The organism is Pseudomonas sp. JZ114 (assembly GCF_051027705.1).
Classification (GTDB): domain Bacteria; phylum Pseudomonadota; class Gammaproteobacteria; order Pseudomonadales; family Pseudomonadaceae; genus Chryseomonas; species Chryseomonas luteola.
Genome location: NZ_CP069256.1, coordinates 890,406 through 915,278 on the forward strand (window position 1 = coordinate 890,406; position 24,873 = coordinate 915,278).

Below are 24,873 nucleotides of genomic sequence, written 5' to 3' on the forward strand. Positions count from 1 at the left end.
TGCAGCGGTCGAACAGCATTCATGGCGGCTACATCAGCCGCAATCGGGCCTCGATCAGCTCGGGTGACAGCGGTTTGTCAAACAGATACCCCTGAACTTCGTCGCATTCATGGTCACGCAGGAATTTGAGCTGCTCTTCATTTTCCACCCCTTCGGCAATGACCGACAGGTTGAGGCTGTGGGCCATGGCAATGATGGCGCGCGCAATCTGGGCGTCCTGCTCTCCATGGGGCAAGCCATCCACAAAGCTGCGGTCGATCTTGAGAATGTCGATGGGAAGCTGCTTCAGGTAGTTGAGCGAGGAGTAGCCGGTTCCAAAGTCATCTACCGAAATGCATACACCCAGCTCTTTCAGGCTTTTGAGTGTCATCAGCGCATCATCCACGTTCTGCATGAGGATGCTTTCCGTGAGCTCAAGCTCAAGACAGGCGGGGGGTAAGCCCACTTCCTGCAGGATCTGGGCAATATGTTCGCCCAAGCGATTGTCGGCGAACTGTCGGGCCGAGAGGTTGACGGACACCTTTGGAATGCGAACCTTTTCATCATGCCAGACGCGCAGCTGGCGACAGGCTTCCTTGATGACCCAATCCCCAACCTGAATGATCAAACCGGTTTCTTCGAGCACTGGAATGAAATCGACAGGCGAGACGTTGCCGCGGCGCGGATTGCTCCAGCGGAGTAGGGCCTCAAGGCCGGTCAGCTGACCATTGGAGCACCGGTACTGCGGCTGGTAATGCAGGGTAAATTCATTTTGCAGCAAGGCGTGTCGCAGATCGGCTTCAAGCTCGATGCGCTCCAGCGCACGGGCGTTCATTTCCGCCTGGTAGAACTGGAAGTTGTTCTTGCCCATCTCCTTGGCGTGGTACATCGCCGTGTCCGCGTTTTTCATTAGCTGACTGAGCTCACTGCCATCCTGAGGCGATAGCGCGATCCCGATACTGGCGCTGACGAAAAACTCACGATTTTCCAGAATAAATGCTTCGGACAGGCTTTCCAGGATATTTTCGGCCACGCGGATAGCACAGGCCATGGCCTCCTCCCGACTACCTAGGTTGGCCAGCAGCAAGGTGAACTCATCGCCACCCATGCGAGCCACGCTATCCTCCGTTCCTACACAGGCGGTTAGGCGTACAGCTACCTCCTTGAGCATTCGGTCGCCAGCAGCGTGCCCCAACGAATCGTTGATCGGCTTGAAACGATCCAAATCTAGGAACATCAGCACAACCCAGCTGGCATGGTGAACCGCCTGCTCCAATGCAGTGTGGAGGCGATCCTGGAACAGCGTGCGGTTTGGCAGGAGCGTCAGGGCATCGTAATAGGCCAGACGGTGAATATGTCGCTCACTGGCCTTGCGCTCACTGATATCCACGAAGAAACACACGAAGCTGACCAGATCACCTTCATCGTCGCGTACGCCGGTAATGCCGATCCAGGACGGGTAAGGCTCACCATCCTTGCGCTTTTGCCACAGTTCACCTTCCCAGCTGCCCTGTACCGCCATATGGTTCATGATATGAGAGAGCTGGTTGGCTTCCTGAAGGTCTGCACATAGCATGCGCGGTTGCTGGTCGATGACTTCCTCTGGCTCGTAACCGGTCATACGGGTAAACATCTGGTTGACGCGTACGATGTAGCCAGCCGGATCGGTGACCAGAATGGCGGCTGCCGAGTGATCGAAAACGGTAGCGGCCATCCGCATGTCTTTTTCCGCGCGTCGCTGGGCGGTAATGTCCCGGCAGATGCCCAGCAGCCCTTCGAAACGACCATGCTTGTCCCATAGCGTTTCCAGACGCATTTCCAGGCTTAACTTGTGCCCGTCGGCGTGGAGGCAGTCCAGGATAATGACCTGACTGGATTCCTGATCTACTTCCGCCATTAACTGGGTTGACCTAAGCGATCGACGCAGCTTTTTTATCCAGTCCCGCAGTTTCTTGAGTTGCTGGGAGTGCGTCGCCAGATCATAGGGGTTGAGCTGGTAGAGCGTTTCGAGTTTGTAGCCCAGAAGGTTTTCAGCCGAAGAACTTATGTAGTTGATAGCCAGCTGCTGGTCCGTGCTGAAAATGATGTCGCTGATACTTTCCGCCAGCAGGCGATAGCGCCGCTCCTGGTCACGCAGCAGATCATTGGCGTTGACCATCTCGGTAACATCCAGCGCAAGGCCGATGATCTGGCGCATCTGACCCTGGCTGTCACGTTGGAACGCCTGCTCGCGCAGATCGAACCAGCACCAGTGGCCATTCTTGTGATGCCAGCGAACCAGGCAGTCGTTCACCTGGCCTTCCTGAATGATCTGCCGCATGGTGCGCAGGCGCTCGTACAACTCATGGTCATCCGGATGCAGGAGCGTGGTCAGGTAGTCCGGGCCCAACGCGTCCAGTTCGGCTTCGCTATAACCAAGCTTGAGTCCCAGCGGATGGTTTTGATAATCAATGGTCTGGGTCTTGAGGTCATAGGTATAAAGCGTGTCCGGCGCCGCTTTGACCAAGTCGGACCAGAAGCGCTCCCGCTCGATCAGCGAGAGTTCGGTGCGTTTGCGCCGTGATACATCCGTTATGCTCAGCGGTACGGCCTCGTATCCCATTTCTGCCGGAGGAAGGTGGACAGAGAACCAGAGATGGCGATCACCTTGCGGTGTTATGAGGCGGCCTTCCACATCCAGGGTCTGCTGTCCTTCAGCCAACGCGGCAATCATCTTCATGCGCTTGCCATGGGCGTTGGGTTTGCTATCGCCGATCAGGTTGGCCAGTGCCTGATCAATGGTCTTAATGCCTAGCAGGGTCAGCGCCATCTGATTCATTTCAGTGATGCGAATCAGGCCAAGCAGCTCATGGCCCCGTGAAGGGTTGATCTCAAGCCATTGATAGAACGTCCGGGCACTTGTGATGTGATGTGCTAGCAGGACCTGCTGCAGGCGGGAGAAGTCCAATACACAAATGCCGGTGTTGATGCCTTCGAAAATGCTCTGGTAGCGCTGGCGTGTACTTTCTATCGTCCGGAGCGCCTGCTGCTGCTCGGTGACGTCCCGCAGTATCCAGGCGCACCCGGTAAAGGCTGACGTATGATCTTCCAGTTCCTCCAGGGAACGATTCGAGCCTACGCCGTAGCGGCTGACGGCAAACAGTCTGCGCTGGCCGTCAGGTTGGGATAGCTCGACGATCCAATCCTTGTCGGCCTCTTGCGGAGTTGATAGGTCTAGTGCAGGGAGCAGACCCCTCAAGGTGTGCTGCTCCGCATCTGTCTGTTCGATGCCCAAAAGAAGGGAGGCTTTCCGGTTGAGGTAAAGCAGGCGGCCCTCTTCATAGGTGACCAGTACGCACTCATCTACCGCATTCAGGGCTTGCATCATCAGGCGCAGGCTCTGCCGTGACGAGCGTGAGGAAAGATGAAAGCCGGATTGCTCCCGCTGCAGGCAGTACACCAGAAGGGACGCGCATAGGGTCAGCAACACAAACGTGGCAACTCGCCACAAAAACAGGGTTTTCCAGGTCAGGACCGAAGGGCTCAAATGGCTACGGAGCTGCCAGTTGGTGCCATCTAATGTGAGGGCAAAGGTCTGGCTGTCCGAAACGGCAGGCTCCTCAGGCATATCCCTGGCCAACGTGGCGCCGCTTGCCTTGTCTGTAATAGTCCAGATCAGTTCATGGGTGTGGTTTTTCAGCCTTTCCAGCCCCAACCCGGCTTCGCCCGTAATCAGCCACCAGCCCTGATCGCTCTGGCTTCTCTGCCTGAGGAGCACATAGCTACCGTCGTGAGGCGTATAGCCGTAGTAAAACGGTCTCGCCTCCAAACGTCGTAGGGCAGGGCTCAGGTAGTTTGGGTCGACTGCTGACGGAAATAAGGACGGGTCTTCAAGCGCGTCGGCTGGAACCCAATAGAGGTGGTTGGCCTTAGGATAGATAGCCTGCAACTGTGCCGGTAGCGCCTCGATGCCTGTCTCCGGCGTTACGTCATCAAGCTCTGCCGCCGCTTGGTGAGCAAGAAACGCAAGGGCTTGCTCGATATATTCGGCCTTTTGCAGGCTCTGCTCCCGAGCGAAGCTGCCCAGCATGGCACTTCGCTGATTCAGCTCCTTATGGAGTTGCCAGGACAATACACCCAGCAATAACAGAATCAGCCCAGCCAGCACCCACTTCAACATACGGAGTGCAGGAGAGCGCGTCAGCAGGTTTTGTAAGGGTAGGCCGGCAGAAGCTTTCACATCGGTTTTCCAAAAGAGTGCAGTTACAAGCGGTAACCGCACACGCTATAGACAGTCCTGTCACTGGGTGAGGCGCTCATGGAAGGTATCGTCATCATCCTGTCCACCATTACAAAAGAGAATTTGGGATATCCTTTGCGTTATCGCCCGCGGGGTGCAGATTCTTGAATGATTGTTTGGCTGTCGTCTGAAGCGATAACCTGCAATCCATCAAATAGTGTGTGAGGGACTTCGACAGCTTGGCTCAGTCCCGCCATACTATTCGCCTACTTTTGCATCAGTACCAAGGTTCATCCATGGCTCAATACGTTTACTCCATGCATCGGGTCAGCAAGATCGTGCCCCCGAAGCGAGAGATTTTGAAAGACATCTCCCTGTCCTTCTTTCCTGGCGCCAAGATCGGCGTGCTGGGCTTGAATGGTGCGGGTAAGTCTACCCTGTTGCGCATCATGGCCGGGGTCGATACGGAGATCGACGGCGAAGCTCGCCCGATGCCCGGTATCAACGTAGGTTATCTTCCGCAGGAGCCGCAGCTCGATCCGAGCAAGACGGTTCGGGACATTGTCGAAGAGGCCGTTGGTGCGATCAAGGACGCTCAGGATCGCCTGAACGAAGTATACGCCGCTTATGCCGAGCCGGATGCCGACTTTGATGCGCTGGCTGCTGAGCAGGCGCGTCTGGAAGCCATCATTCAGGCCTCTGACGGCCACAATCTCGAGCGGCAGCTGGAAGTGGCCGCCGATGCCCTGCGCCTGCCGCCATGGGATGCGAAGATCGAGCACCTGTCCGGTGGTGAAAAGCGTCGCGTGGCGCTGTGCCGTCTGCTGCTGTCTGCACCTGACATGCTGTTGCTCGACGAGCCTACCAACCACCTGGACGCCGATTCCGTTGCCTGGCTCGAGCACTTCCTGCACGACTTCGCTGGTACTGTCGTAGCCATCACGCATGACCGCTACTTCCTGGACAACGTGGCTGGCTGGATTCTCGAACTGGACCGTGGCCACGGTATCCCGTTTGAAGGTAACTATTCCGGCTGGCTGGAATCCAAAGCCAACCGTCTGGCGCAGGAAGCCAAGCAGGAAGCGGCTCACCAGAAGGCCATGAAAGCGGAACTGGAGTGGGTGCGCTCCGGTGCCAAGGCCCGTCAGTCCAAGTCCAAGGCTCGTCTGCAGCGTTTCGAGGAATTGCAATCTCAGGAATTCCAGAAGCGCAGCGAGACCAATGAAATCTACATCCCGGCTGGTCCGCGCCTGGGTGACAAGGTTATCGAGTTCCATAACGTCACCAAGGGCTACGGTGATCGCGTTCTGATCGATAATCTGAGCTTCAGTGTGCCCAAGGGCGCGATTGTTGGTGTGATCGGGGGTAACGGTGCCGGTAAATCCACACTGTTCCGCATGATCACCGGCAAAGAGCAGCCAGATTCGGGCACCATCGAGATCGGTGAAACCGTACAGATCGCCAGTGTCGATCAGAGTCGTGATAGCCTGGAGGGCAACAAGACCGTATGGGAGCAGGTCTCCGATGGTCTGGACATGATTCGCGTGGGTAACTATGAAGTGCCTTCCCGCGGCTATGTCGGTCGCTTCAACTTCAAGGGTGCCGATCAGCAGAAGTTCGTCAAGGACCTGTCCGGTGGTGAGCGTGGCCGCTTGCATATGGCGCTGACGCTGAAGCAGGGCGGTAACGTACTGCTGTTGGACGAACCGTCCAACGACCTCGACATCGAAACCCTGCGCGCACTGGAAGAAGCATTGCTGGACTTCCCGGGCACCGCCATCGTGATCTCGCACGATCGCTGGTTCCTCGACCGTATCGCCACTCATATCCTCTCCTATGAAGACAACTCTCAGGTGGTGTTCTTCGAAGGGAACTACACTGAGTACGAAGCGGATCGCAAGAAGCGTCTTGGCGATGCTGCCACGCAGCCCAAGCGAGTGAAATACAAAAAGCTGAGCTGATCAGCCCTTTTGTACCCAAAGGCCGCCGCGTAATGCTGCGGCCTTTTTTATTTCTTGTGCTGAGTGGCCCGGAGAATGCTGTCTATGATTTCATCCGGAGACTGGCGAATATCAACCAGTAGCGCCTCCTGCTCACCGGGCGGCTCAAGTGTGTCGATCTGACTTTGTAGTAGCCGTGGATCGAAAAAGTGCCCGCGTCGATTGAGGATGCGCTCGCTGAGTACCTCGGCCGGTCCATTCAAAAAGACCAGAACGATCCCGTCGGTGGCGGTTTGCAGCCGTTCCCGGTACTGCTTCTTCAGGGCTGAGCAGGCAAATACCTGGGTTCGCTGATGGCGATGGGCATCCTGCATCGCAGTGCGAATGGCATCCAGCCACGGCCAGCGGTCCTCATCATCAAGAGGAATGCCCTTGGCCATTTTTTGCCGGTTGGCGTCGCTGTGGAACTCGTCGGCATCGGAAAACTGGCAGCCCAGACGCTGGGCCAGGCGTTCCCCTATAGTGGTTTTTCCACTGCCAGATACACCCATGATCAGATAAATCATTCATCCTCCACGATTGGGTTTCGATCCTTTAAGGGTAGTCCCTTCACCCGCAAGCGCCTCCCCGGATTCAGGGGGAGGTGCATCAGAAGATTTCCCGATGGTAAGTGTCGTCCCGATAGAGGCAGCTACAATACAGGCCAGCGCCGTCCATTGGCCGAGGGTCAATGTTTCGCCGAGAAAGATAAAGCCTGACAGGGCACCCAAGGCCGGTGACAGGCTCATCAAGGTGCCAAAGGTCTGGGTAGGCAACTTTGTCAGCGCCATCATTTCCAGAACGTAGGGGAGCGCGGAGGACATGACGGCGATTGCCAGAATGACCGGCAGTGTTTCCACCGCAAACAGACCGGGACCTGTCTCATAAAGTCCAAGTGGCAGAACTCCCAGTGCTGCGATGCACGAGCCCAGCGCAACGGTGCTCGCACCATAGACGGCCCCGGCTTTCTTGCCGAATACAATGTAGAGGGCCCAGCAGGCACCTGCCAGCAAGGCGAAAAACGCGCCCAGTAGATCTACACCGCTGGCAGCATGCCCGACCGGCAAAAGCAATACCAGCCCTAAAATGGCCAGGATGATCCAGACAAAATCGATCAGCCGGCGAGAGGCAATTATGGCGACAGCCAGGGGGCCTGTGAACTCAAGGGCGACTGCGATTCCAATGGGAATCCGCTGCATGGCCAGATAAATCGAAACATTCATGATGCCTAGGGCAATGCCATATACGACCAGAGATTTCCATGGCTTCCCTTTGCCAAGGACTTTCCACGGTCGAAGAACAGCTACAAGCAGCAGGGCGGAAAAGAGAAGGCGCAGCGCGGTTACACCAATCGGACCCAGGACAGGGAAAAGACTTTTGGCCAAGCTGGCGCTGCTTTGAAGAGAGATCATTGCCACCAGTAACAGGCAGACCGGTATGAGAGTAGCCAGGGGGCGAGCGTTTAGTTGAGACATTCTGCTAGTGCTTATCCGTTTTGATTGAGCAATAGCAGAATGGGAAAGCCAAAGCGAGCACTACTTAGTAGCGTCACGCCAGAGCGTCGGATGTTTCTGATGTGCTTTCAATTGCTGTCTTTCTGTTCCTTGCTGTCGCCGCGCAGGGCCCGGGCCATTCCACGGCGTTTGCTGCGTTCCCAGTCCTCCTCGTGCTCACTCCAATGTTCTTCATAGTAGCGACGGGTCTGTTCGTTCTGAGCCGTGCTGGCACACTGGCGGTAGCCGTCCTCCCACCCCTGCGCGTAATAACGCTCCTGGTCATAGCGGGGGACGTTCTTATGGAGGGCCCCAATGCCATTTACCGCCTGTTTACCTGTCAGACACCCGTCGTGATAGCCATCGGCATAAGGAGGTGGATAACCCTTTGCAACCAACTGGTCATGGTAGCTCTCACAGCCGCTCAGCCCGGTAAGTAGCGTTACAGCCAATAACATTCTCATCCACATGGTCTTACTCCTGCGCAAACTTCGTCGCTGGCGCAGTACGAAGACCCTTGGATTGACTGCGCATAACCTGTTTCTTTTCCTGCTCCCTTCCCTTAAGCGTAGCCCCGGACTGGCGAGTCGGTGTTATTTCTGAAGTTAGGCACTTCCATGTCACAAATTCGTCAAAACGGTGTGACCGCTTCGTGTGCCATGATGACCGGGTAGGCAGTGCCATGCCTTGCTCTTATCCGGCTCGCAACGCCAGAATGCGGACAGATATGTCCGAACGACACAAGGATTTCCGATGCATGATCCTGTAGCTGCCGGCCTGCGCCTGGCACCTGACGAATTGACCAGTCCCTTTGATCCCGCCCAGCTGTCCTTTAGTACTACCGATGAGCTAGACCCATTCCGGGGTATTCTCGGACAGGAGCGCGCTGTAGAGGCCCTGCAGTTTGGTGTGGCGATGCCACGTCCAGGCTATAACGTATATGTCATGGGAGAGCCGGGAACGGGACGGTTTTCCTTCGTGCAACGGTTTCTGAAAGCGGAAGGCAAGCGCTTGCCTACGCCCTCGGACTGGGCCTACCTGAACAATTTCGAAGAGCTGCGCGAGCCCCGTGCTGTCGAGCTGACCCCAGGCAATGGCGATGACTTCATCGCTGATATCGAGCAGCTGATCGATAACCTGCTCTCCACATTTCCAGCGGTGTTCGAGCATCCTGCCTATCAGCAGAAAAAGAGCGCCATCGATCGAGCCTTCAACCAGCGCTACGACCAGGCGCTGGATGCGGTAGAACGTGCAGCGTTGGAAAAAAGCGTAGCGCTCTACCGCGACAGTACCAATATTGCCTTTACGCCCATGAAGGAGGGCAAGGCTCTGGATGAGGCTGAATTCGCCCAGTTGCCTGAAGCGGAGCGCGAACAGTTCCATGCCGATATATCCTCACTAGAGGAGCGGCTCAATGAGGAGCTGGCCAGTCTGCCGCAATGGCGTCGCGAGTCCAGCAATGAGTTGCGCCGCCTGAATGAAGAAACCATCACGTTGGCTCTCCAGCCGCTGCTGGCTCCGCTGGTTGAGAAATACAATGACAACCCGGGTGTATGTGCCTATTTGCAGGCCATGCAGGTCGACTTGCTCAAAACGGTGGTCGATCTGCTGATCGACGATGCCAAAACGGACACACAGCGCCGTAAGGATCTGAAAGAGCAATACCTGCCCAATCTGGTTATTGGGCACCATGCGACCAGTGGTGCACCGGTCATTTTCGAGCCTCATCCCACCTACGACAATCTTTTCGGTCGCATTGAGTACAGCTCTGATCAAGGCGCGCTCTACACCAGCTACCGACAGTTGCGTCCAGGGGCACTGCACCGGGCCAACGGCGGCTTTCTGATCGTCGAGGCGGAAAAGCTGCTTACCGAACCCTTTGTCTGGGATGCCCTGAAGCGTGCCCTGCATTCACGTCAGCTCAAGATGGAGTCGCCGCTGGCTGATCTTGGTCGCTTTGCGACCGTCAGCCTGACCCCCCAGGTTATTCCGCTAAACATCAAGGTCATCATTATTGGCTCGCGGCAGCTCTATTACACCCTTCAGGAGCTCGACTCGGAGTTCCAGGAGATGTTTCGTGTGCTGGTGGACTTTGATGAAGAGATTCCGCTGCGTGACGACAGCCTTGAGCAGTTTGCACAGCTCCTCAAAACACGGACCTCCGAAGAGGGCATGGCGCCCCTGACCGCAACGGCAGTTGCGCGTCTTGCCACTTACAGCGCTCGCCTGGCCGAACATCAAGGTCGATTGTCGGCTCGAATCGGTGATCTGTTCCAACTGGTCAGCGAGGCGGATTTCATTCGTCAGCTGGCAGGTGACGAAGTGACCGATCGAGGCCACGTAGAGCGTGCGTTGAAAGCCAAGGAAACCCGTACAGGTCGTGTCTCGGCCCGTGTGTTGGACGACATCATGGCGGGTCAGATCCTGATTGATACAGAAGGCGCCGCGGTTGGCAAATGCAACGGCCTAACCGTTCTTGAGGTAGCAGACTCGGCCTTTGGTATGCCTGCTCGTATCTCCGCTACGGTCTATCCCGGCGCCAGCGGCATTCTCGATATCGAGCGAGAGGTCAGTCTTGGGCAGCCGATCCACTCCAAGGGTGTGATGATCCTGACAGGCTATCTGGGGAGTCGCTACGCCCAGGAATTCCCCCTGGCCATTTCTGCCAGCATTGCCCTTGAGCAGTCCTATGGCTATGTGGATGGTGACAGCGCCTCTCTGGGAGAAGCCTGCACCTTGATTTCCGCGCTTTCACGTACACCGTTGAAGCAGTGTTTTGCCATAACCGGCTCCATTAACCAGTTTGGTGAGGTGCAGCCTGTTGGCGGCGTCAACGAAAAAATCGAAGGCTTCTTCCGCTTATGTGCTGCTCGCGGCCTCACCGGCGAGCAGGGCGTGATCATTCCTAGGGCCAATGTAATCAACCTCATGCTTGATGAGCGCGTGGTAGAGGCGGTTAGAGAGGGGCGCTTCCACATCTATGCCGTTCGTCAGGCAGACGAAGCGCTAAGCCTTCTGGTCGGTGAGCCGGCAGGTGCACCAGACGCACAAGGGCGTTTTCCTGAGGGCAGCGTGAATGCTCGGGTTGTCGAGCGGCTTAAAGACATCGCTGAACTCGAGATAGAAGATGAACTGGCCGACAAATTGAAAGATAAGAGCAAAAAGGACACGCACGACGAGAACTGAGTACATAGCGGTCAGGTCGGAAGAATGAGAGATGTGCCATGGCCTGCGGGTCATGGCACACCGCAGCTGGCTTGCGCTGCTGAAGTTCGTTATCGCTCCTCGATAACTCCTCGGGCACGACAGGCTTATTAGAAAAAACAGATCGAGGAAGATGCCATGCCGCGCAGCATCACTCTAATTCGTCCTTGCCTGGGTCTTGTTACCCGTATCGAATGTGAAGTCAAACCATTGGCTCATCAGCCAGGAATGTGGACTCTACTGTGTGCTGCTGGTCTGACGGGTCAGCATCCAACGGCGATCAAGGCGCAAGGGCCTTTTCACGGACCGGTTGTCGCTGAGGCAGTCATGGCAGCGATTGCCGAGAATCTGCAGGAACAAGGCTATGTTCCTGCGTCTGATCCACAGATCTGGCGCTTGCACATTCAAGGTGAACTCCGTCGAATGAACGGAGAACGTGCACAACCTGTCATGAAGTACCAAGCTCGACCCGAGCTGTGAGCAAATTGGCCTAAAAGGGTTGGGCCTCTCATGATTTGCCATGATTTGTACCGTTCCAGGCGTTTGTCGGGGCTGTATGCGCCGGTATACTCGCCGGATCACTTGTCATGAGCGAGTTACATGGAACGCTTTTTCGAAAATGCTATGTATGCTGCCCGCTGGCTGCTGGCACCTATCTATTTTGGCCTTTCGCTAGCCCTGGTCATGCTGGCCATCAAGTTTTTCCAGGAAATCTTTCATTTACTTCCGCATATATTCGAACAAACTGAAGCAGATCTGATCCTGTTGGTCCTGTCGCTGATCGATATGGCTCTGGTGGGCGGTTTGCTAGTCATGGTCATGCTGTCAGGCTACGAGAACTTTGTGTCTCAACTTGAGTTGGGAGATGACAAGGAAAAACTCAGTTGGCTCGGCAAAATGGATTCCAGTTCATTGAAGAACAAGGTCGCCGCTTCCATTGTTGCGATTTCATCGATTCACCTGCTGCGAATCTTCATGGACGCAAAAAATGTCGATACCACCTATCTGAAATGGTACGTGATCATTCACCTGACCTTCGTGCTCTCGGCATTTGCCATGGGTTATCTAGACAAGCTCACCAAGCATGACCATTAACGGGTCATAAGAGGTCAAGACAGTTGTTAGCCGTGCTGGCAGCTACTTTCCCGGAGGCGCTATGAGACTCGAAGAGTTAAAGGCATTAGCCCAGGCAGGTCGCATTCAGGAACTCAACCTTCTATCGCTGGAAGGAGGGTTCTATATCCTTGACATACTCGGCGTAGAGACTCGCAGCTGTCTTCAGGAAAACGATGGCAAGACCATGCACTTGCGCTCGCCCGGCCATGCCCAGCATGTGCTCAGGGAGATACCGGAGCTTCCCTTCTACCTTGTGCAGTATTCTCCCTATGACGAAATGGTGGGCGCTGCGCCGCGTAGCGAGGCGCCTTTAAAGACGCGCCTTGGTTTCAACCGTAACGGTGAAGCAAGCGTTTGAGCCTGAGCGGTAGCTCAAAGAGAGACAGTATCACCCGTCATTTACCTGCCGCATGCACGCTGAGCCTTGCAGTCGTCTGTGTTAGGCTGGGCGTTTTGTAGCCGAGGTAACTAATGAGCGAACTCAATCTGGACACGCATGAAAGTCGTGTGAGCTACGGCATTGGCCGTCAACTGGGCGATCAGCTTCGTCAGAATCCGGTACCTGGCATGTCTCTTGAGGCTGTGCTAGCGGGTTTGTCGGATGCCTACACCGAGCAAGACAGTCGTGTGTCGGTTGATGATCTGAATGACAGCTTCAAACACATTCGCGAGCGTATGCAGGCTGAAGCGCAGGCCAAGGCTGCTGCAGCCGCAGAAACCGGTGCCGCCTACCTGCTGGAAAACGCCAAGCGCGACGGCGTTGTGCTGTTGCCTTCTGGCCTTCAGTACGAAGTGCTGGTTGAAGGGCAGGGCGACAAGCCTAGCCGCCAGAGTCATGTGCGTACCCATTACCATGGCACCCTGATCGACGGCAGCGTCTTTGACAGCTCTTATGAACGTGGCCAGCCTGCCGAATTTCCCGTCGGTGGCGTCATTGCAGGCTGGACCGAAGCGTTGCAGCTGATGAGTGTAGGCAGCAAATGGCGCCTAACCGTGCCGAGTGAGCTGGCTTATGGCGCTCAAGGTGTTGGCAGTATCCCGCCCCATAGCGTACTGGTCTTCGATGTAGAGCTGCTCGAGATTCTCTGAGTCTTAGGGCTGGCCGCAAGACCAGCTTAGCCAAAGCTCTGCTGACTGCTGTCCTCCGGCCGCAAGGCGCGTGCATAGCAGAACAGAAAGAGTTGGCGGACCTGTTCCTTTTGGCGAGCAGGTTCGCTGCTGCTCAAACTTTGCACATCAAGCTCGCCCATCTCCCACAATTCATTCAATGCGTCTTCATCCAGTACAACGCATACCTGTCCAGTCTCGCGATTGAGTATGCGAAGGTAGGGGTGTGGGCGGTCCAGCCAAGCATCGATCAAATAAGTCATGACATATCCCTCCATATCGGGTGTATGAATGAGAATAATTCTTGTTATTGATTAATCAAGGGTTAATCCGAATTTTTCTGGCCAAGGCGACCAGCAGCACAAAACAGACATAAAAAAACGCCACGAGCCTGACGGCAGGTGGCGTTCTTTTTGGTTGCTATATCAGTGCGTACGCGCTACTGCAAATTGGCTTAGCTCGATGAGCGCATCACGGTGAACGCTGTCAGGCAGGCTTTCCAGGCAGGCAATGGCCCGCTCGGCATAGTCACGTGCCAGATTGGCGGTGTAGTCAAGCGCGCCGGCGGCTTCGACTGCAGTGCGAATACCCTCCAGGTCCTTGCTGCCACCTTGCTGGATGGCCTTGCGAACCAGGGTCGCCTGTTCCTCGGTGCCTTCTCGCATGGTTACGATCAGGGGAAGGGTAGGCTTACCCTCTGCCAGGTCATCACCCACATTCTTGCCTAGCGTCGTAGCGTCGCCGCGGTAATCCAGCAGGTCATCGACCAGCTGGAAGGCGATACCAAGATAATCCCCAAACTGCCGAAGGGACTCTGCCTGCGCACTTGAGGCGCCACACAGGGCCGCAGCACTGTGTGTTGACGCTTCGAACAGCATGGCGGTCTTACCCCGAATGACCTCCATATAGATCTCTTCGGTTGTGCTGGCGTCACGGACCTTGGAAAGCTGTAGCACTTCCCCTTCGGCAATAACGCGTGTTGCCTGGGAGATAATGCGCATGACCTCCATGGAGCCCAGCTCGACCATCATCTCGAAGGAGCGGGCATAGAGAAAATCACCCACCAGCACGCTAGGGGCATTACCCCAAAGGGCATTGGCCGTTGAGCGTCCGCGACGTAGACCTGAGGCATCGACAACGTCATCGTGCAGCAGGGTTGAGGTGTGCAGGAACTCGATGGTGGCTGCAAGTAGCCGAATCGGGTAATCGCTATGGCCCAATGCATTTCCAGTCAGCAGGACCAGGAGGGGACGTAGGCGTTTCCCGCCAGCGGAGACGATGTAGTCTCCGATTTTTTCGACCAGGGGCACGCGGGAGGTGAGTTGTCGGCGAATGATGCCATCGACTGCGGCGAAATCATCAGCCACCACGCGATAAAAGGCCTGGGGTTGCGTCATGTAGGGCGTATCCAAGTGCGGTGCGTTGTTACAGCACAGTGCGCGCCGGGGCGGAGCGCTGGGCGCGTAACCTGCCGGGGCTCCAATAGGGTTGCGCGGCATGCTAGGGGGGAGGGGTGGCACTGTCAAGGCAGAGTAGTGCAGCCCTTGCTACATTATCCCTTCTTGCGTAGAATTGCTGGCCCTGAAATCCCAAGGGTTAACCCCCTGTCTTACGCAATTGCCTGGGCGTCTATCCACCCCATGCAGCCATGCCGGTCAATCACTCTTTTTATAAAGCACCGGGTGAGCAGGTTAAACGGAGATATTCCATGTACGCAGTAATCGTTACCGGTGGCAAGCAGCACAAAGTCACCGAAGGTGAATTCCTGAAAGTCGAGAAGCTCGACATCGCAACTGGCGAAACCGTGACTTTTGATCGCGTTCTGCTGGTTGGCAACGGCGATGACGTCAAGATCGGTCTGCCGGTAGTTGATGGCGCCAAAGTAACTGCTGAAGTAGTTGCTCAGGGTCGTCACGACAAGGTCAGCATCATCAAATTCCGTCGTCGTAAGCATCACATGAAGCGTCAGGGCCACCGTCAGTGGTTCACTGAAATCAAAATCACCGGCATTCAGGCCTGATTGCCTTTTCGGAGAATTGACACATGGCACACAAAAAAGCTGGCGGTTCCACCCGCAACGGTCGCGATTCAGAATCTAAACGCCTTGGCGTGAAGCTGTTCGGCGGCCAGGTTGTTAAAGCAGGTAACATCATCGTGCGTCAGCGCGGTACTCAGTTCCACCCCGGTTACGGCGTTGGTCTGGGCAAGGATCACACTCTGTTCGCTAAAGTCGACGGCGTGATCAAGTTCGAAGTGAAGGGCGCCTTCGGCCGTCGCTATGTAAGCGTCGTTGCTGCCTAAGCGCAGATTCACCGAAAAAGCCCTGTCTTAACGACGGGGCTTTTTTGTTTCTGTATTCTATTCTTTTCCAGTTATTTTCAGTCGGCCCGCTCCGGCGGGAGGTTTTAATGAAATTTGTCGACGAAGTTTCCATTCACGTGCAAGCCGGCGATGGCGGTAATGGCATGATGAGTTTCCGCCGGGAAAAGTTCATCGAGAAAGGTGGGCCGAACGGTGGTGATGGTGGTGACGGTGGCTCTGTATGGTTGGAGGCCAACGTCAACCTCAATACCCTGGTGGATTATCGGTACACCCGCCGTTTCCAGGCGCAGCGTGGCGAAAACGGTGGCAGTACGGATTGTACGGGTGCCAAGGGTGAAGATCTGGTTCTCCAGGTGCCTGTAGGTACGACTGTTATCGATGCGGGCACCCAGGAAGTGATTGGCGATCTGACCCAGCCGGGACAGCGTCTGCGTGTAGCGCAAGGCGGCTGGCACGGGTTGGGTAACACGCGCTTCAAGTCCAGTACCAACCGTGCTCCCCGTCAGACCACCAAAGGTAAGCCTGGTGAGGCGCGTGATCTCAAGCTTGAGTTGAAGGTCTTGGCAGACGTAGGTCTGCTTGGTCTGCCAAATGCGGGCAAGAGTACATTTATCCGGGCGGTGTCGGCAGCCAAGCCCAAAGTAGCGGATTACCCCTTTACAACGTTAGTGCCTAACCTGGGTGTTGTGAGTGTGGGGCGCCTCAAGAGCTTTGTTGTGGCGGATATTCCCGGTCTGATCGAAGGCGCTTCCGAAGGTGCAGGGCTAGGGATTCGCTTCCTCAAGCACCTGGCTCGTACACGCCTGTTATTGCATCTGGTCGATATGGCGCCGCTGGATGAAAGCGATCCGGCTGATGCGGCTGAGACGATTCTCAATGAGTTGAACAAGTTCAGTCCGGCGCTGATGGAGCGTGACCGCTGGCTGGTTCTGAACAAGGCTGACCAGATCCTGGATGAGGAAGAGCGTGATGCTCGGGTCAAGGCTGTCGTTGAGCGTCTGAACTGGGAAGGGCCTGTCTTTGTGATCTCGGCCCTGGAGCGTAACGGCACCGAAGCGTTGTGTCAGGCTATCATGCGTTATCTGGATGAGCGTGCCGAGCGTATCGCTGAAGATCCAGCCTTTGCTGAGGCGGCGCAGGAGCTGGATCAGCAGATCGAGGATGAGGCCCGTGCTCGCCTACAGGCGTTGGACGATGCGCGTGCGCTGCGTCGTGCTGGCATAAAGAGCGTCGATGATGAAAGTCTCGACGATGACTTCGATGATGATGACGAAGACGATGGTGAAGGGCCAGAGATCATCTATGTCAGATAAAGAGCTTTCGATACGCGATCGGGTGACTCGCTCCGAGCGTTGGGTGGTAAAGATTGGCAGTGCCTTGCTGACGGATGATGGGCGCTGCCTTGATGGCCGTGCCATGTCGGGCTGGGTCGAGCAGATGGTTGCTCTGCATCGTGCGGGTGTTGAGCTTGTCCTCGTATCCTCTGGCGCAGTGGCGGCAGGCATGAGTCGATTGGGCTGGGCTTCGCGGCCCAGTGCCATTCACGAGTTGCAGGCTGCTGCGGCTGTTGGTCAAATGGGCTTGGTTCAGGCATGGGAGTCCAGTTTTGCCGAGCATGATGTGCAAACGGCACAGGTGCTGCTTACCCATGATGACTTGTCCGACCGAAAGCGTTATCTGAATGCTCGAAGCACCCTTCGAACCCTGGTTGAGTTGGGGGTGGTGCCTGTCATCAATGAAAACGATACGGTCGTTACGGATGAGATCCGTTTTGGTGACAACGATACATTGGCTGCTCTGGTGGCAAACCTGGTTGAAGCGGATCTGTTGGTTATCCTGACGGATCGTGATGGCATGTTCGATGCCGACCCGCGACATAATCCTGAAGCCGCGCTAATCAGCGAGGCTCGTGCAGACGATCCTGCGCTGGATGCGGTGGCTGGTGGCTCTGCAGGGGCGTTGGGGCGTGGTGGTATGCAGACAAAGCTGCGTGCGGCTCGTTTGGCAGCTCGCTCTGGTGCCTGTACGGTTATCGTAGGTGGGCGCATTGAGCGCGTACTGAGCCGGTTGCGTGAGGGTGAGCGGCTGGGTACGTTGCTTTCCCCTGAGCGGGGCTTGGTGGCGGCTCGCAAGCAATGGCTGGCAGGTCATCTTCAAATGCGTGGCACATTGGTGCTGGACGCGGGGGCGGTAAAGGCCCTTACTGAAGACCATAAGAGTCTCTTGCCTGTAGGTGTTAAAGCGATAGAAGGCAGTTTCCGTCGTGGTGAGATGGTGGCGTGTGTGGGGCCTGACGGAAATGAAGTGGCGCGCGGACTGGTAAATTACAGTGCTGCCGAGGCACAGAAGATCATGGGGCAGTCCTCGGAGTTCATTGGTCAGGCGCTTGGGTATGTCTACGAGCCTGAACTTGTTCATCGAGACAATATGGTGCTGGTGTAACGTCACCCGCATAAAAAACGGCGCCGATGGGCGCCGTTTTTTATGCCTGAAAACGCAGGCAATAAAAAACCGGCTTTCGCCGGTTTTTTATTGCAAGCTAAGCCTTAAGCGGCAGCAGCTTGGCTCATAGCCTTGATATGGGCATTCAGGCGGCCTTTGTGACGAGCAGCCTTGTTCTTGTGAATGATGCCCTTGTCGGCCATGCGATCAATCACAGGTACTGCAGCGGCGTAGGCAGCTTGTGCTTTTTCCAGATCTTTAGCGTCGATCGCTTTAACTACGTTCTTGATGTAAGTACGAACCATTGAACGCAGGCTAGCATTGTGGCTGCGACGCTTCTCAGCCTGTTTGGCGCGTTTTTTGGCGGAAGGTGTGTTTGCCACCGTCGAGCTCCTCGAAAAACTGGGGGGGTACCACGCAAATAAGGCCGCGAATCATGCCGATGTGTTAATCGATTGTCAAGGTTATAAAGACGGCTGGACGAGTGGTTGATAACAACTGCATCTGTACGTGCTTTATCTGTTTGATCGTCCTACACTCGCGGGCTTGCCTATGAGGCATCTTCTTGAGGCTTGGAGATACACAGGCCCTGTCATCGGTATGTATAGAATCCAAACGCATGAACCTTCTTAAATCGCTAGCTGCGGTTAGCTCAATGACGCTTGTTTCCCGGGTGTTGGGCTTTATTCGCGATACCATCGTAGCACGTATTTTTGGCGCAGGGATCGCCACTGATGCTTTCTTCGTAGCGTTCAAGCTGCCGAATCTGTTGCGGCGCATCTTTGCAGAGGGCGCATTCTCCCAGGCGTTTGTCCCGATTCTGGCAGAATATAAGAGCCAGCGCGGAGAAGAGGCGACCCGAACCTTTATCGCCTACGTATCAGGCCTGCTGACGCTGGTCTTGGCGATTGTGACCTTGGTGGGCATGGTAGCTGCGCCCTGGGTTATCTGGATTACCGCCCCTGGCTTTAGCGATACGCCTGAAAAGTTTGCGCTGACCACTTCACTTCTTCGCATAACCTTTCCGTATATTCTGTTGATTTCCCTGTCATCGCTTGCCGGTGCAGTGCTCAACACGTGGAATCGCTTCTCCGTCCCGGCGTTTGTGCCCACGCTCCTAAACGTCAGCATGATCTTTTTTGCTGTCTTCCTGACGCCATACTTTGATCCACCGGTCATGGTGCTTGGATGGGCTGTACTGGCGGGCGGTTTTCTACAGCTGGTGTACCAACTGCCACACTTGAAAAAAATTGGCATGCTTGTGCTGCCTCGCCTCAATCTACGGGACAGCGGGGTCTGGCGGGTATTGAGGCAAATGATCCCGGCCATTATCGGAGTGTCGGTTAGCCAGATTTCCCTGATCATCAACACCATCTTTGCCTCTTTTCTGGCCGCCGGTTCGGTTTCATGGATGTATTACGCCGACCGCTTGATGGAGCTGCCTTCCGGTGTTCTGGGTGTTGCGCTCGGTACTATCCTTTTGCCGGCGCTAGCCAAGACTTATGCTAAGGATGATCGGCACGAGTACTCCCGTCTTTTGGATTGGGGACTTAGGCTTTGCTTTCTTTTGGTTCTGCCGTGCTCGTTGGCACTAGCGATTCTGTCCGAACCGTTGACTATTTCCCTGTTCCAGTACGGTCGTTTTACGGCTCATGATGCACAAATGACCCAGCATGCCTTGATCGCCTATTCGGTAGGTTTGGTCGGAATCATTTTGGTCAAGGTACTGGCCCCTGGGTTTTATGCTCGACAGAACATCAAGACCCCTGTTCGGATCGCTATTTTCACATTGGTAGTAACCCAGCTCATGAACCTGGCCTTTATTGGTCCGCTTCAGCATGTAGGTCTGGCCTTGGCGATCGGGCTGGCCGCCTGTATCAACGCAGGTCTTCTTTATTGGCAGTTGAGAAAGCACAAGCTTTTCGAGCCGCAGCCCGGATGGACCTTGTTCCTGACCAAGCTAGTGGTTGCGGTTGTGGTCATGTCGACCGTACTTCTAGGGCTGCTTTATGTCATGCCCGCATGGGATCAGGGCAATATGCTGGCGCGCTTTTCACGGCTTGGGCTAGTCGTTGCTGCTGGAGTGATCGCTTATTTTGGCGTGTTGGCGGCATTTGGATTTCGTATCAAAGACTTCACGAAAAAAGCGCTGGCATGACCAATGGTTTGATGTTCATGGGCAAGCTTGTCAGTGACTGCCTGTTGTCTGCGGGCAAGCGTGCGTATAATCGTAGAATTTGCAAATAGAACGCGTGCTATGCAGCTGGTTCGAGGCCTTCATAATCTCAGTCCCCTGCCGCAGGGCTGTGTTGCCACCATAGGCAATTTCGACGGAGTACACCTGGGACATCAGGCGATTCTGGCTCGTCTGCATGAACGAGCAATAGAGCTCAGAGTGCCTAGTTGTGTAGTTATATTCGAGCCACAGCCGCGTGAGTACTTTGCGCCTGAACAAGCTCCAGTGCGGTTGACGCGCCTTCGCGAGAAGCTGGAGTTACTATCCAGGGCAGGCGTAGACCGTGTTGTGTGTCTGGCCTTCAACCGTCGACTGCGCGAGCTTTCAGCACGAGCCTTTATCGATCAGGTGCTTATCCAAGGATTAGGCATCAAGCACCTTGAGGTCGGAGATGACTTCCGCTTTGGCTGTGACCGTGCCGGCGACTTTGATTTTCTGGTCGATGCAGGGCGGATCAACGGGTTTACGGTTGAGGCCGCTACTACGGTCGAGTTGGATGGCATGAGAATAAGCAGTACGCGCATTCGAGAAGCGTTGGCTTCGGGGGATCTGTCTCTTGCAAATCGAATGCTGGGACGCCCCTATACCTTATCCGGGCGTGTACTGCATGGACAGAAGCTTGCTCGCCAATTAGGCTGGCCTACTGCTAATGTTCAGCTGAAGCGCCGTCTGCCACCTATGAAAGGGGTTTATCTGGTCAACGTGGATATTCATGGCCAGATCCGGGGAGGCGTTGCAAATATTGGTCTTCGTCCTACTGTAAAAGGCGATGGCCGTCCCCATCTTGAAGTACATCTTCTCGAATATGCTGGCGATCTGTATGGTCAGCATCTGACTGTTGTTTTTCACCGCAAGCTGCGAGACGAGCAGCGTTTCGCCTCTCTGGAGGCATTGAAGGCGGCGATTGATGCCGATGTCGCCGCCGCCCGAGCTTATTGGCTGGGCCAACCGCTTGATGAGATCTGAAGAGCCCGAAATGACCGATTACAAAGCCACGCTTAACCTTCCAGCTACCGATTTCCCCATGAAAGCCGGCTTGCCGCAACGCGAGCCTGAAACCCTTAAGTACTGGAATGGTATTGGTCTCTACCAAAAGCTGCGCGAAATTGGCAAAGGGCGTCCTACCTTCATCCTTCATGATGGCCCGCCCTATGCCAACGGCAATATTCATATTGGTCATGCGGTCAACAAGATCATCAAGGACATTATTGTCCGCTCCAAAACCCTGTCGGGTTATGACGCACCCTATGTTCCCGGCTGGGATTGCCATGGCCTGCCTATCGAACACAAGGTTGAGATCACCCACGGCAAGAATCTGCCAGCCGACAAAACCCGCGAACTCTGCCGTGCCTATGCGGCTGAGCAGGTAGAAGGGCAGAAAGCCGACTTCATCCGCTTGGGTGTGTTGGGTGAGTGGGATAATCCCTACAAAACCATGGATTATGCCAACGAGGCGGGAGAAATCCGTGCGTTGGCTGAAATGGTTCGTAAGGGCTTTGTATTCAAGGGTCTGAAGCCGGTCAACTGGTGCTTCGATTGCGGTTCTGCATTGGCCGAAGCTGAAGTGGAGTACGCGGACAAGCAGTCCATGACGATCGATGTGGCCTTTCCCAGCGCCGAAGATGACAAGCTTGCTGCTGCCTTCGGCCTGGAAGCGCTGCCCAAGAAAGCCTATATCGTCATCTGGACTACCACACCCTGGACCATCCCGGCCAACCAGGCGCTTAATGTGCATCCCGAGTTTGACTATGCACTGGTGGACGTGGGTGACAAGCTGCTTCTGCTGGCTGAGGAACTGGTCGAGAGCTGCCTGAAGCGGTACTCGCTGGAAGGAAAGGTCATCGCGACGGCCAAGGGTGAAGCGCTGGAGCTGATCGCCTTCAATCATCCTTTCTACGATCGCCGTTCGCCCATTTATCTTGCTGACTATGTTGAGCTGGGTGCTGGTACAGGTATTGTGCACAGTGCGCCTGCTTACGGTGAGGATGACTTCCGGTCCTGCAAGCGCTATGGCATGACTAACGATGACATCCTGAGCCCCGTGCAGAGCAACGGCGTTTATGTCGAGTCGTTGCCCTTCTTTGGTGGCCAGTTTATCTGGAAAGCCAATCCCGCCATTGTCGAGAAGCTACGCGAAGTCGGCTGCCTGATGGCCAGCGAGAATATTACTCACAGCTACATGCATTGCTGGCGTCACAAGACCCCGCTGATCTACCGTGCGACCGCGCAGTGGTTTGTGGGCATGGACAAGCAGCCGGTAGAGGGCGGCACCCTTCGTGAGCGTGCCTTGGCAGGCATCGAGCAGACCCAGTTTGTGCCCGCCTGGGGGCAGGCGCGTCTGCATGGCATGATTGCCGGTCGGCCTGACTGGTGTATCTCGCGTCAACGCACCTGGGGTGTTCCGATTCCATTCTTCCTGCATAAGGAAAGCGGAGAGCTGCATCCTCGCACGGTAGAATTGATGGAGGAGGTTGCTCAGCGCGTTGAGCAGGCCGGTATCGAGGCGTGGTTTAAGCTGGATGCCGCCGAGTTGCTGGGTAATGAAGCCGCCCAATATGAGAAAATCGCCGATACGTTGGACGTCTGGTTCGACTCGGGTACTACCCACTGGCATGTGCTGCGTGGCTCGCATCAGCTGGGCCATGATCAGGGGCCAGTTGCTGATCTGTATCTGGAAGGCTCCGACCAGCATCGTGGTTGGTTCCACTCATCGCTGCTGACCGGTTGTGCCATCGACGACCACCCACCCTACAAAGCATTGCTCACGCACGGGTTTACCGTCGATGAGAATGGCCGCAAGATGTCCAAGTCGCTGGGCAACGTGATTGCACCGCAGCAGGTAACGGATACGCTGGGCGCTGACATTCTGCGCCTATGGGTTTCGGCGACTGACTACTCGGGTGAAATGGCGGTTTCCCAACAGATCCTGCAGCGTTCGGCTGACTCTTATCGCCGTATCCGCAATACTGCACGTTTCCTCCTTTCCAACCTGAACGGCTTCGATCCTGAGCGGCATCTGCTGGCATCGGAAGACATGATCGCCATTGATCGCTGGGCTGTGGATCGCGCGCTCCTGTTGCAACATGAGCTTGAGGAAGCCTACAACGAGTATCGTTTCTGGAACGTGTACCAGAAAGTGCACAACTTCTGTGTGCATGAACTGGGTGGCTTCTATCTCGACATTATCAAGGATCGCCAGTACACCACGGGCACTGACAGCCGTGCTCGCCGTTCCTGCCAAACAGCCATGTTCCATATTGCGGAAGCACTGGTTCGTTGGATCGCGCCCATCCTGGCCTTCACTGCCGAGGAAATCTGGCAATACCTGCCAGGCAAGCGCAACGAGTCTGTCATGCTTAATACCTGGTATGACCAGTTGACCGAACTGCCAGCTGACACTGAGCTTGATCGCGCATTCTGGGATCAGGTGATGGCGGTCAAGGCTGCTGTCAACAAGGAGCTGGAAAACCAGCGTAACGCCAAGACAATCGGCGGCAACCTTCAGGCAGAAATCACGCTGTTCGTTGACGGCCCGCTGAGTGCGGTACTGAAGAAACTGGGTGAAGACCTGCGCTTTATCCTGATCACTTCTCGGGTCGAGGTTGCAACGTTTGACGAGGCGCCTGACGAAGCGGTAGAGAGCGAGGTGGCAGGTCTCAAACTTCTAGTTCGCAAATCAGGCAGCACCAAGTGTGCCCGTTGCTGGCACCATCGTGATGACGTAGGAGTTGATCCCAACCACCCTGAAATCTGTGGCCGTTGCGTCAGTAACGTCTTTGGCAATGGTGAGGTGCGCCGCTATGCCTGAGGCAGGCCGTTTTGGCCGTCTGGCCTGGTTATGGTTGAGTGTGGTCGTCGTTGTGTTGGATCAACTGAGCAAGGCTTATTTTGAAGGGCAGCTCAGTCTGTATCAGCGCATCGAGGTGATTCCTGATCTGTTCAGCTGGACGCTCGCCTATAACACAGGCGCAGCGTTCAGCTTTCTGGCGGATCATTCCGGTTGGCAGCGTTGGCTTTTTGCTGCGATTGCCATTGCAGTCAGCATTACCCTGGTAGTCTGGCTCAAGCGATTGGGACGCAACGATACCTGGATTGCTATTGCCCTGGCGCTGATCCTGGGCGGCGCTATCGGTAACCTGTACGACCGTATCGTGTTGGGGCACGTTATTGATTTCGTCCTTGTACATTGGCGGGAACATCTGTTTCCCGCTTTCAACCTGGCAGACAGCGCCATTACCGTAGGTGCCATCATGCTTGCCCTGGATATGTTCCGTACCAAAAAGACAGGAGAAGCCCATGTCTGAGATAACGGTTGGTCCGGAAACGCGCGTAACGCTCAATTTCGCGATCAAGCTGGAAAACGGCGATATTGTTGACACGACCTTCGACAAGGCGCCCGCAACGTTCAGGGTAGGGGACGGTAATCTCCTGCCTGGCTTCGAGCAAGCGTTGTTCGGCTTGCCTGAGGGCGCGCGTAGTAGCCTGACGATTCTGCCTGAGCAGGGGTTTGGTCAGCCAAACCCGCAAAATCTGCAGCAGATGCCTCGAGACGATTTCGAGAATATGGACTTGTCCGAAGGGTTGCTGATTATCTTTACCGATGCGGCAGGAGGCGAAATGCCCGGCATCGTTAAATCCTTCGATGATCATGCGGTGATTATAGACTTCAACCACCCGCTTGCTGGGCGCACGTTGACGTTCGAAGTCGAAATTATCGCCATTGAGCCGGTTGTTGCCCATTGAGGCCTGCTCAGTAGCAGACGCTGAGCGAAAGGA

22 protein-coding genes are annotated in these 24,873 nt (G+C 55.5%); 15 read left to right on the forward strand and 7 right to left on the reverse strand.

The window, feature by feature from the left end:
- Window positions 1–28: 28 nt before the first annotated feature.
- Window positions 29–4,198 (reverse strand): EAL domain-containing protein, encoded by a 4,170-nt coding sequence (locus JQR90_RS04175; RefSeq protein ID WP_010797162.1) that lies wholly within the window; start codon window positions 4,196–4,198, stop codon window positions 29–31.
- A 296-nt stretch (window positions 4,199–4,494) separates the two neighbouring features.
- Between JQR90_RS04175 and ettA the strand changes: the two genes are divergently transcribed.
- Window positions 4,495–6,159: an energy-dependent translational throttle protein EttA gene (gene ettA, locus JQR90_RS04180; protein WP_010797164.1), complete on the forward strand. Its 1,665-nt coding sequence runs from the start codon at window positions 4,495–4,497 to the stop codon at window positions 6,157–6,159.
- Between the two features lie 47 nt (window positions 6,160–6,206).
- Here the strand turns inward: ettA and JQR90_RS04185 are convergent, their stop codons facing one another.
- The 3 genes from JQR90_RS04185 to JQR90_RS04195 all read right to left on the reverse strand — a co-directional run bounded on the left by JQR90_RS04185 (window position 6,207) and on the right by JQR90_RS04195 (window position 8,140).
- Window positions 6,207–6,704 (reverse strand): gluconokinase, encoded by a 498-nt coding sequence (locus tag JQR90_RS04185; protein ID WP_010797165.1) that lies wholly within the window; start codon window positions 6,702–6,704, stop codon window positions 6,207–6,209.
- A complete protein-coding gene (gene rhtA / locus JQR90_RS04190; protein WP_010797166.1) occupies window positions 6,705–7,652 on the reverse strand; it encodes a threonine/homoserine exporter RhtA in 948 nt (315 codons plus the stop codon). It lies immediately after the preceding gene.
- 107 nt (window positions 7,653–7,759) lie between these two features.
- A complete protein-coding gene (locus JQR90_RS04195; protein ID WP_010797167.1) occupies window positions 7,760–8,140 on the reverse strand; it encodes a hypothetical protein in 381 nt (126 codons plus the stop codon).
- A gap of 283 nt (window positions 8,141–8,423) precedes the next feature.
- Here JQR90_RS04195 and JQR90_RS04200 point away from each other — a divergent pair, with 283 nt between their 5' ends.
- The 5 genes from JQR90_RS04200 (at window position 8,424) to JQR90_RS04220 (ending at window position 13,079) form a co-directional block, all read left to right on the forward strand.
- Window positions 8,424–10,856 (forward strand): Lon protease family protein, encoded by a 2,433-nt coding sequence (locus JQR90_RS04200; protein WP_010797168.1) that lies wholly within the window; start codon window positions 8,424–8,426, stop codon window positions 10,854–10,856.
- Window positions 10,857–11,012: 156 nt separating this feature from the next.
- The gene (locus tag JQR90_RS04205) at window positions 11,013–11,354 is read left to right on the forward strand and encodes a hypothetical protein (protein WP_010797169.1); all 342 of its coding nucleotides are present in this window, start codon (window positions 11,013–11,015) and stop codon (window positions 11,352–11,354) included.
- 120 nt (window positions 11,355–11,474) lie between these two features.
- Entirely contained in the window at window positions 11,475–11,969 is a 495-nt protein-coding gene (locus JQR90_RS04210; RefSeq protein WP_010797170.1) for a TIGR00645 family protein, read from the forward strand.
- Window positions 11,970–12,030: 61 nt separating this feature from the next.
- Complete coding sequence (locus tag JQR90_RS04215; protein ID WP_010797171.1) at window positions 12,031–12,348, forward strand: DUF6482 family protein; 318 nt, start codon at window positions 12,031–12,033, stop codon at window positions 12,346–12,348.
- A gap of 113 nt (window positions 12,349–12,461) precedes the next feature.
- Entirely contained in the window at window positions 12,462–13,079 is a 618-nt protein-coding gene (locus JQR90_RS04220) for an FKBP-type peptidyl-prolyl cis-trans isomerase (protein ID WP_010797172.1), read from the forward strand.
- Window positions 13,080–13,105: 26 nt separating this feature from the next.
- Here the strand turns inward: JQR90_RS04220 and JQR90_RS04225 are convergent, their stop codons facing one another.
- Both JQR90_RS04225 and JQR90_RS04230 read right to left on the reverse strand, forming a co-directional pair.
- Window positions 13,106–13,360, reverse strand: a complete 255-nt coding sequence (locus tag JQR90_RS04225; RefSeq protein ID WP_010797173.1) for a PA4570 family protein — start codon at window positions 13,358–13,360, stop codon at window positions 13,106–13,108.
- Window positions 13,361–13,522: 162 nt separating this feature from the next.
- The gene (locus JQR90_RS04230) at window positions 13,523–14,494 is read right to left on the reverse strand and encodes a polyprenyl synthetase family protein (protein ID WP_010797174.1); all 972 of its coding nucleotides are present in this window, start codon (window positions 14,492–14,494) and stop codon (window positions 13,523–13,525) included.
- A 311-nt stretch (window positions 14,495–14,805) separates the two neighbouring features.
- On the opposite strand from JQR90_RS04230, the gene rplU reads away from it, so the two are divergent.
- The 4 genes from rplU (at window position 14,806) to proB (ending at window position 17,861) form a co-directional block, all read left to right on the forward strand.
- The gene (gene rplU / locus JQR90_RS04235) at window positions 14,806–15,117 is read left to right on the forward strand and encodes a 50S ribosomal protein L21 (protein WP_010797175.1); all 312 of its coding nucleotides are present in this window, start codon (window positions 14,806–14,808) and stop codon (window positions 15,115–15,117) included.
- 23 nt (window positions 15,118–15,140) lie between these two features.
- Complete coding sequence (gene rpmA / locus JQR90_RS04240; RefSeq protein ID WP_010797176.1) at window positions 15,141–15,398, forward strand: 50S ribosomal protein L27; 258 nt, start codon at window positions 15,141–15,143, stop codon at window positions 15,396–15,398.
- 107 nt (window positions 15,399–15,505) lie between these two features.
- Window positions 15,506–16,732 carry an Obg family GTPase CgtA gene (cgtA, locus tag JQR90_RS04245; RefSeq protein ID WP_010797177.1) on the forward strand — a complete coding sequence of 409 codons (1,227 nt, stop codon included), beginning with the start codon at window positions 15,506–15,508 and terminating at the stop codon, window positions 16,730–16,732.
- A gap of 10 nt (window positions 16,733–16,742) precedes the next feature.
- Entirely contained in the window at window positions 16,743–17,861 is a 1,119-nt protein-coding gene (proB, locus tag JQR90_RS04250) for a glutamate 5-kinase (RefSeq protein WP_037030764.1), read from the forward strand.
- A 104-nt stretch (window positions 17,862–17,965) separates the two neighbouring features.
- On the opposite strand, the gene rpsT is transcribed toward proB, so the two are convergent.
- Window positions 17,966–18,244: a 30S ribosomal protein S20 gene (gene rpsT, locus JQR90_RS04255; protein ID WP_010797179.1), complete on the reverse strand. Its 279-nt coding sequence runs from the start codon at window positions 18,242–18,244 to the stop codon at window positions 17,966–17,968.
- 236 nt (window positions 18,245–18,480) lie between these two features.
- Between rpsT and murJ the strand changes: the two genes are divergently transcribed.
- The 5 genes from murJ to JQR90_RS04280 all read left to right on the forward strand — a co-directional run bounded on the left by murJ (window position 18,481) and on the right by JQR90_RS04280 (window position 24,840).
- The gene (gene murJ / locus JQR90_RS04260; RefSeq protein ID WP_434140522.1) at window positions 18,481–20,019 is read left to right on the forward strand and encodes a murein biosynthesis integral membrane protein MurJ; all 1,539 of its coding nucleotides are present in this window, start codon (window positions 18,481–18,483) and stop codon (window positions 20,017–20,019) included.
- 99 nt (window positions 20,020–20,118) lie between these two features.
- On the forward strand, window positions 20,119–21,063 hold the full coding sequence (ribF, locus tag JQR90_RS04265; protein WP_010797181.1) for a bifunctional riboflavin kinase/FAD synthetase: 945 nt from the start codon (window positions 20,119–20,121) through the stop codon (window positions 21,061–21,063).
- A gap of 10 nt (window positions 21,064–21,073) precedes the next feature.
- Window positions 21,074–23,905, forward strand: coding sequence for an isoleucine--tRNA ligase (ileS, locus tag JQR90_RS04270; RefSeq protein ID WP_286790391.1), 2,832 nt, complete (start codon window positions 21,074–21,076; stop codon window positions 23,903–23,905).
- Entirely contained in the window at window positions 23,898–24,401 is a 504-nt protein-coding gene (gene lspA / locus JQR90_RS04275; protein ID WP_010797183.1) for a signal peptidase II, read from the forward strand. The genes ileS and lspA overlap by 8 nt, the downstream gene beginning before the upstream one ends.
- A complete protein-coding gene (locus JQR90_RS04280) occupies window positions 24,394–24,840 on the forward strand; it encodes an FKBP-type peptidyl-prolyl cis-trans isomerase (protein WP_010797184.1) in 447 nt (148 codons plus the stop codon). The genes lspA and JQR90_RS04280 overlap by 8 nt, the downstream gene beginning before the upstream one ends.
- Window positions 24,841–24,873 lie beyond the last annotated feature (33 nt).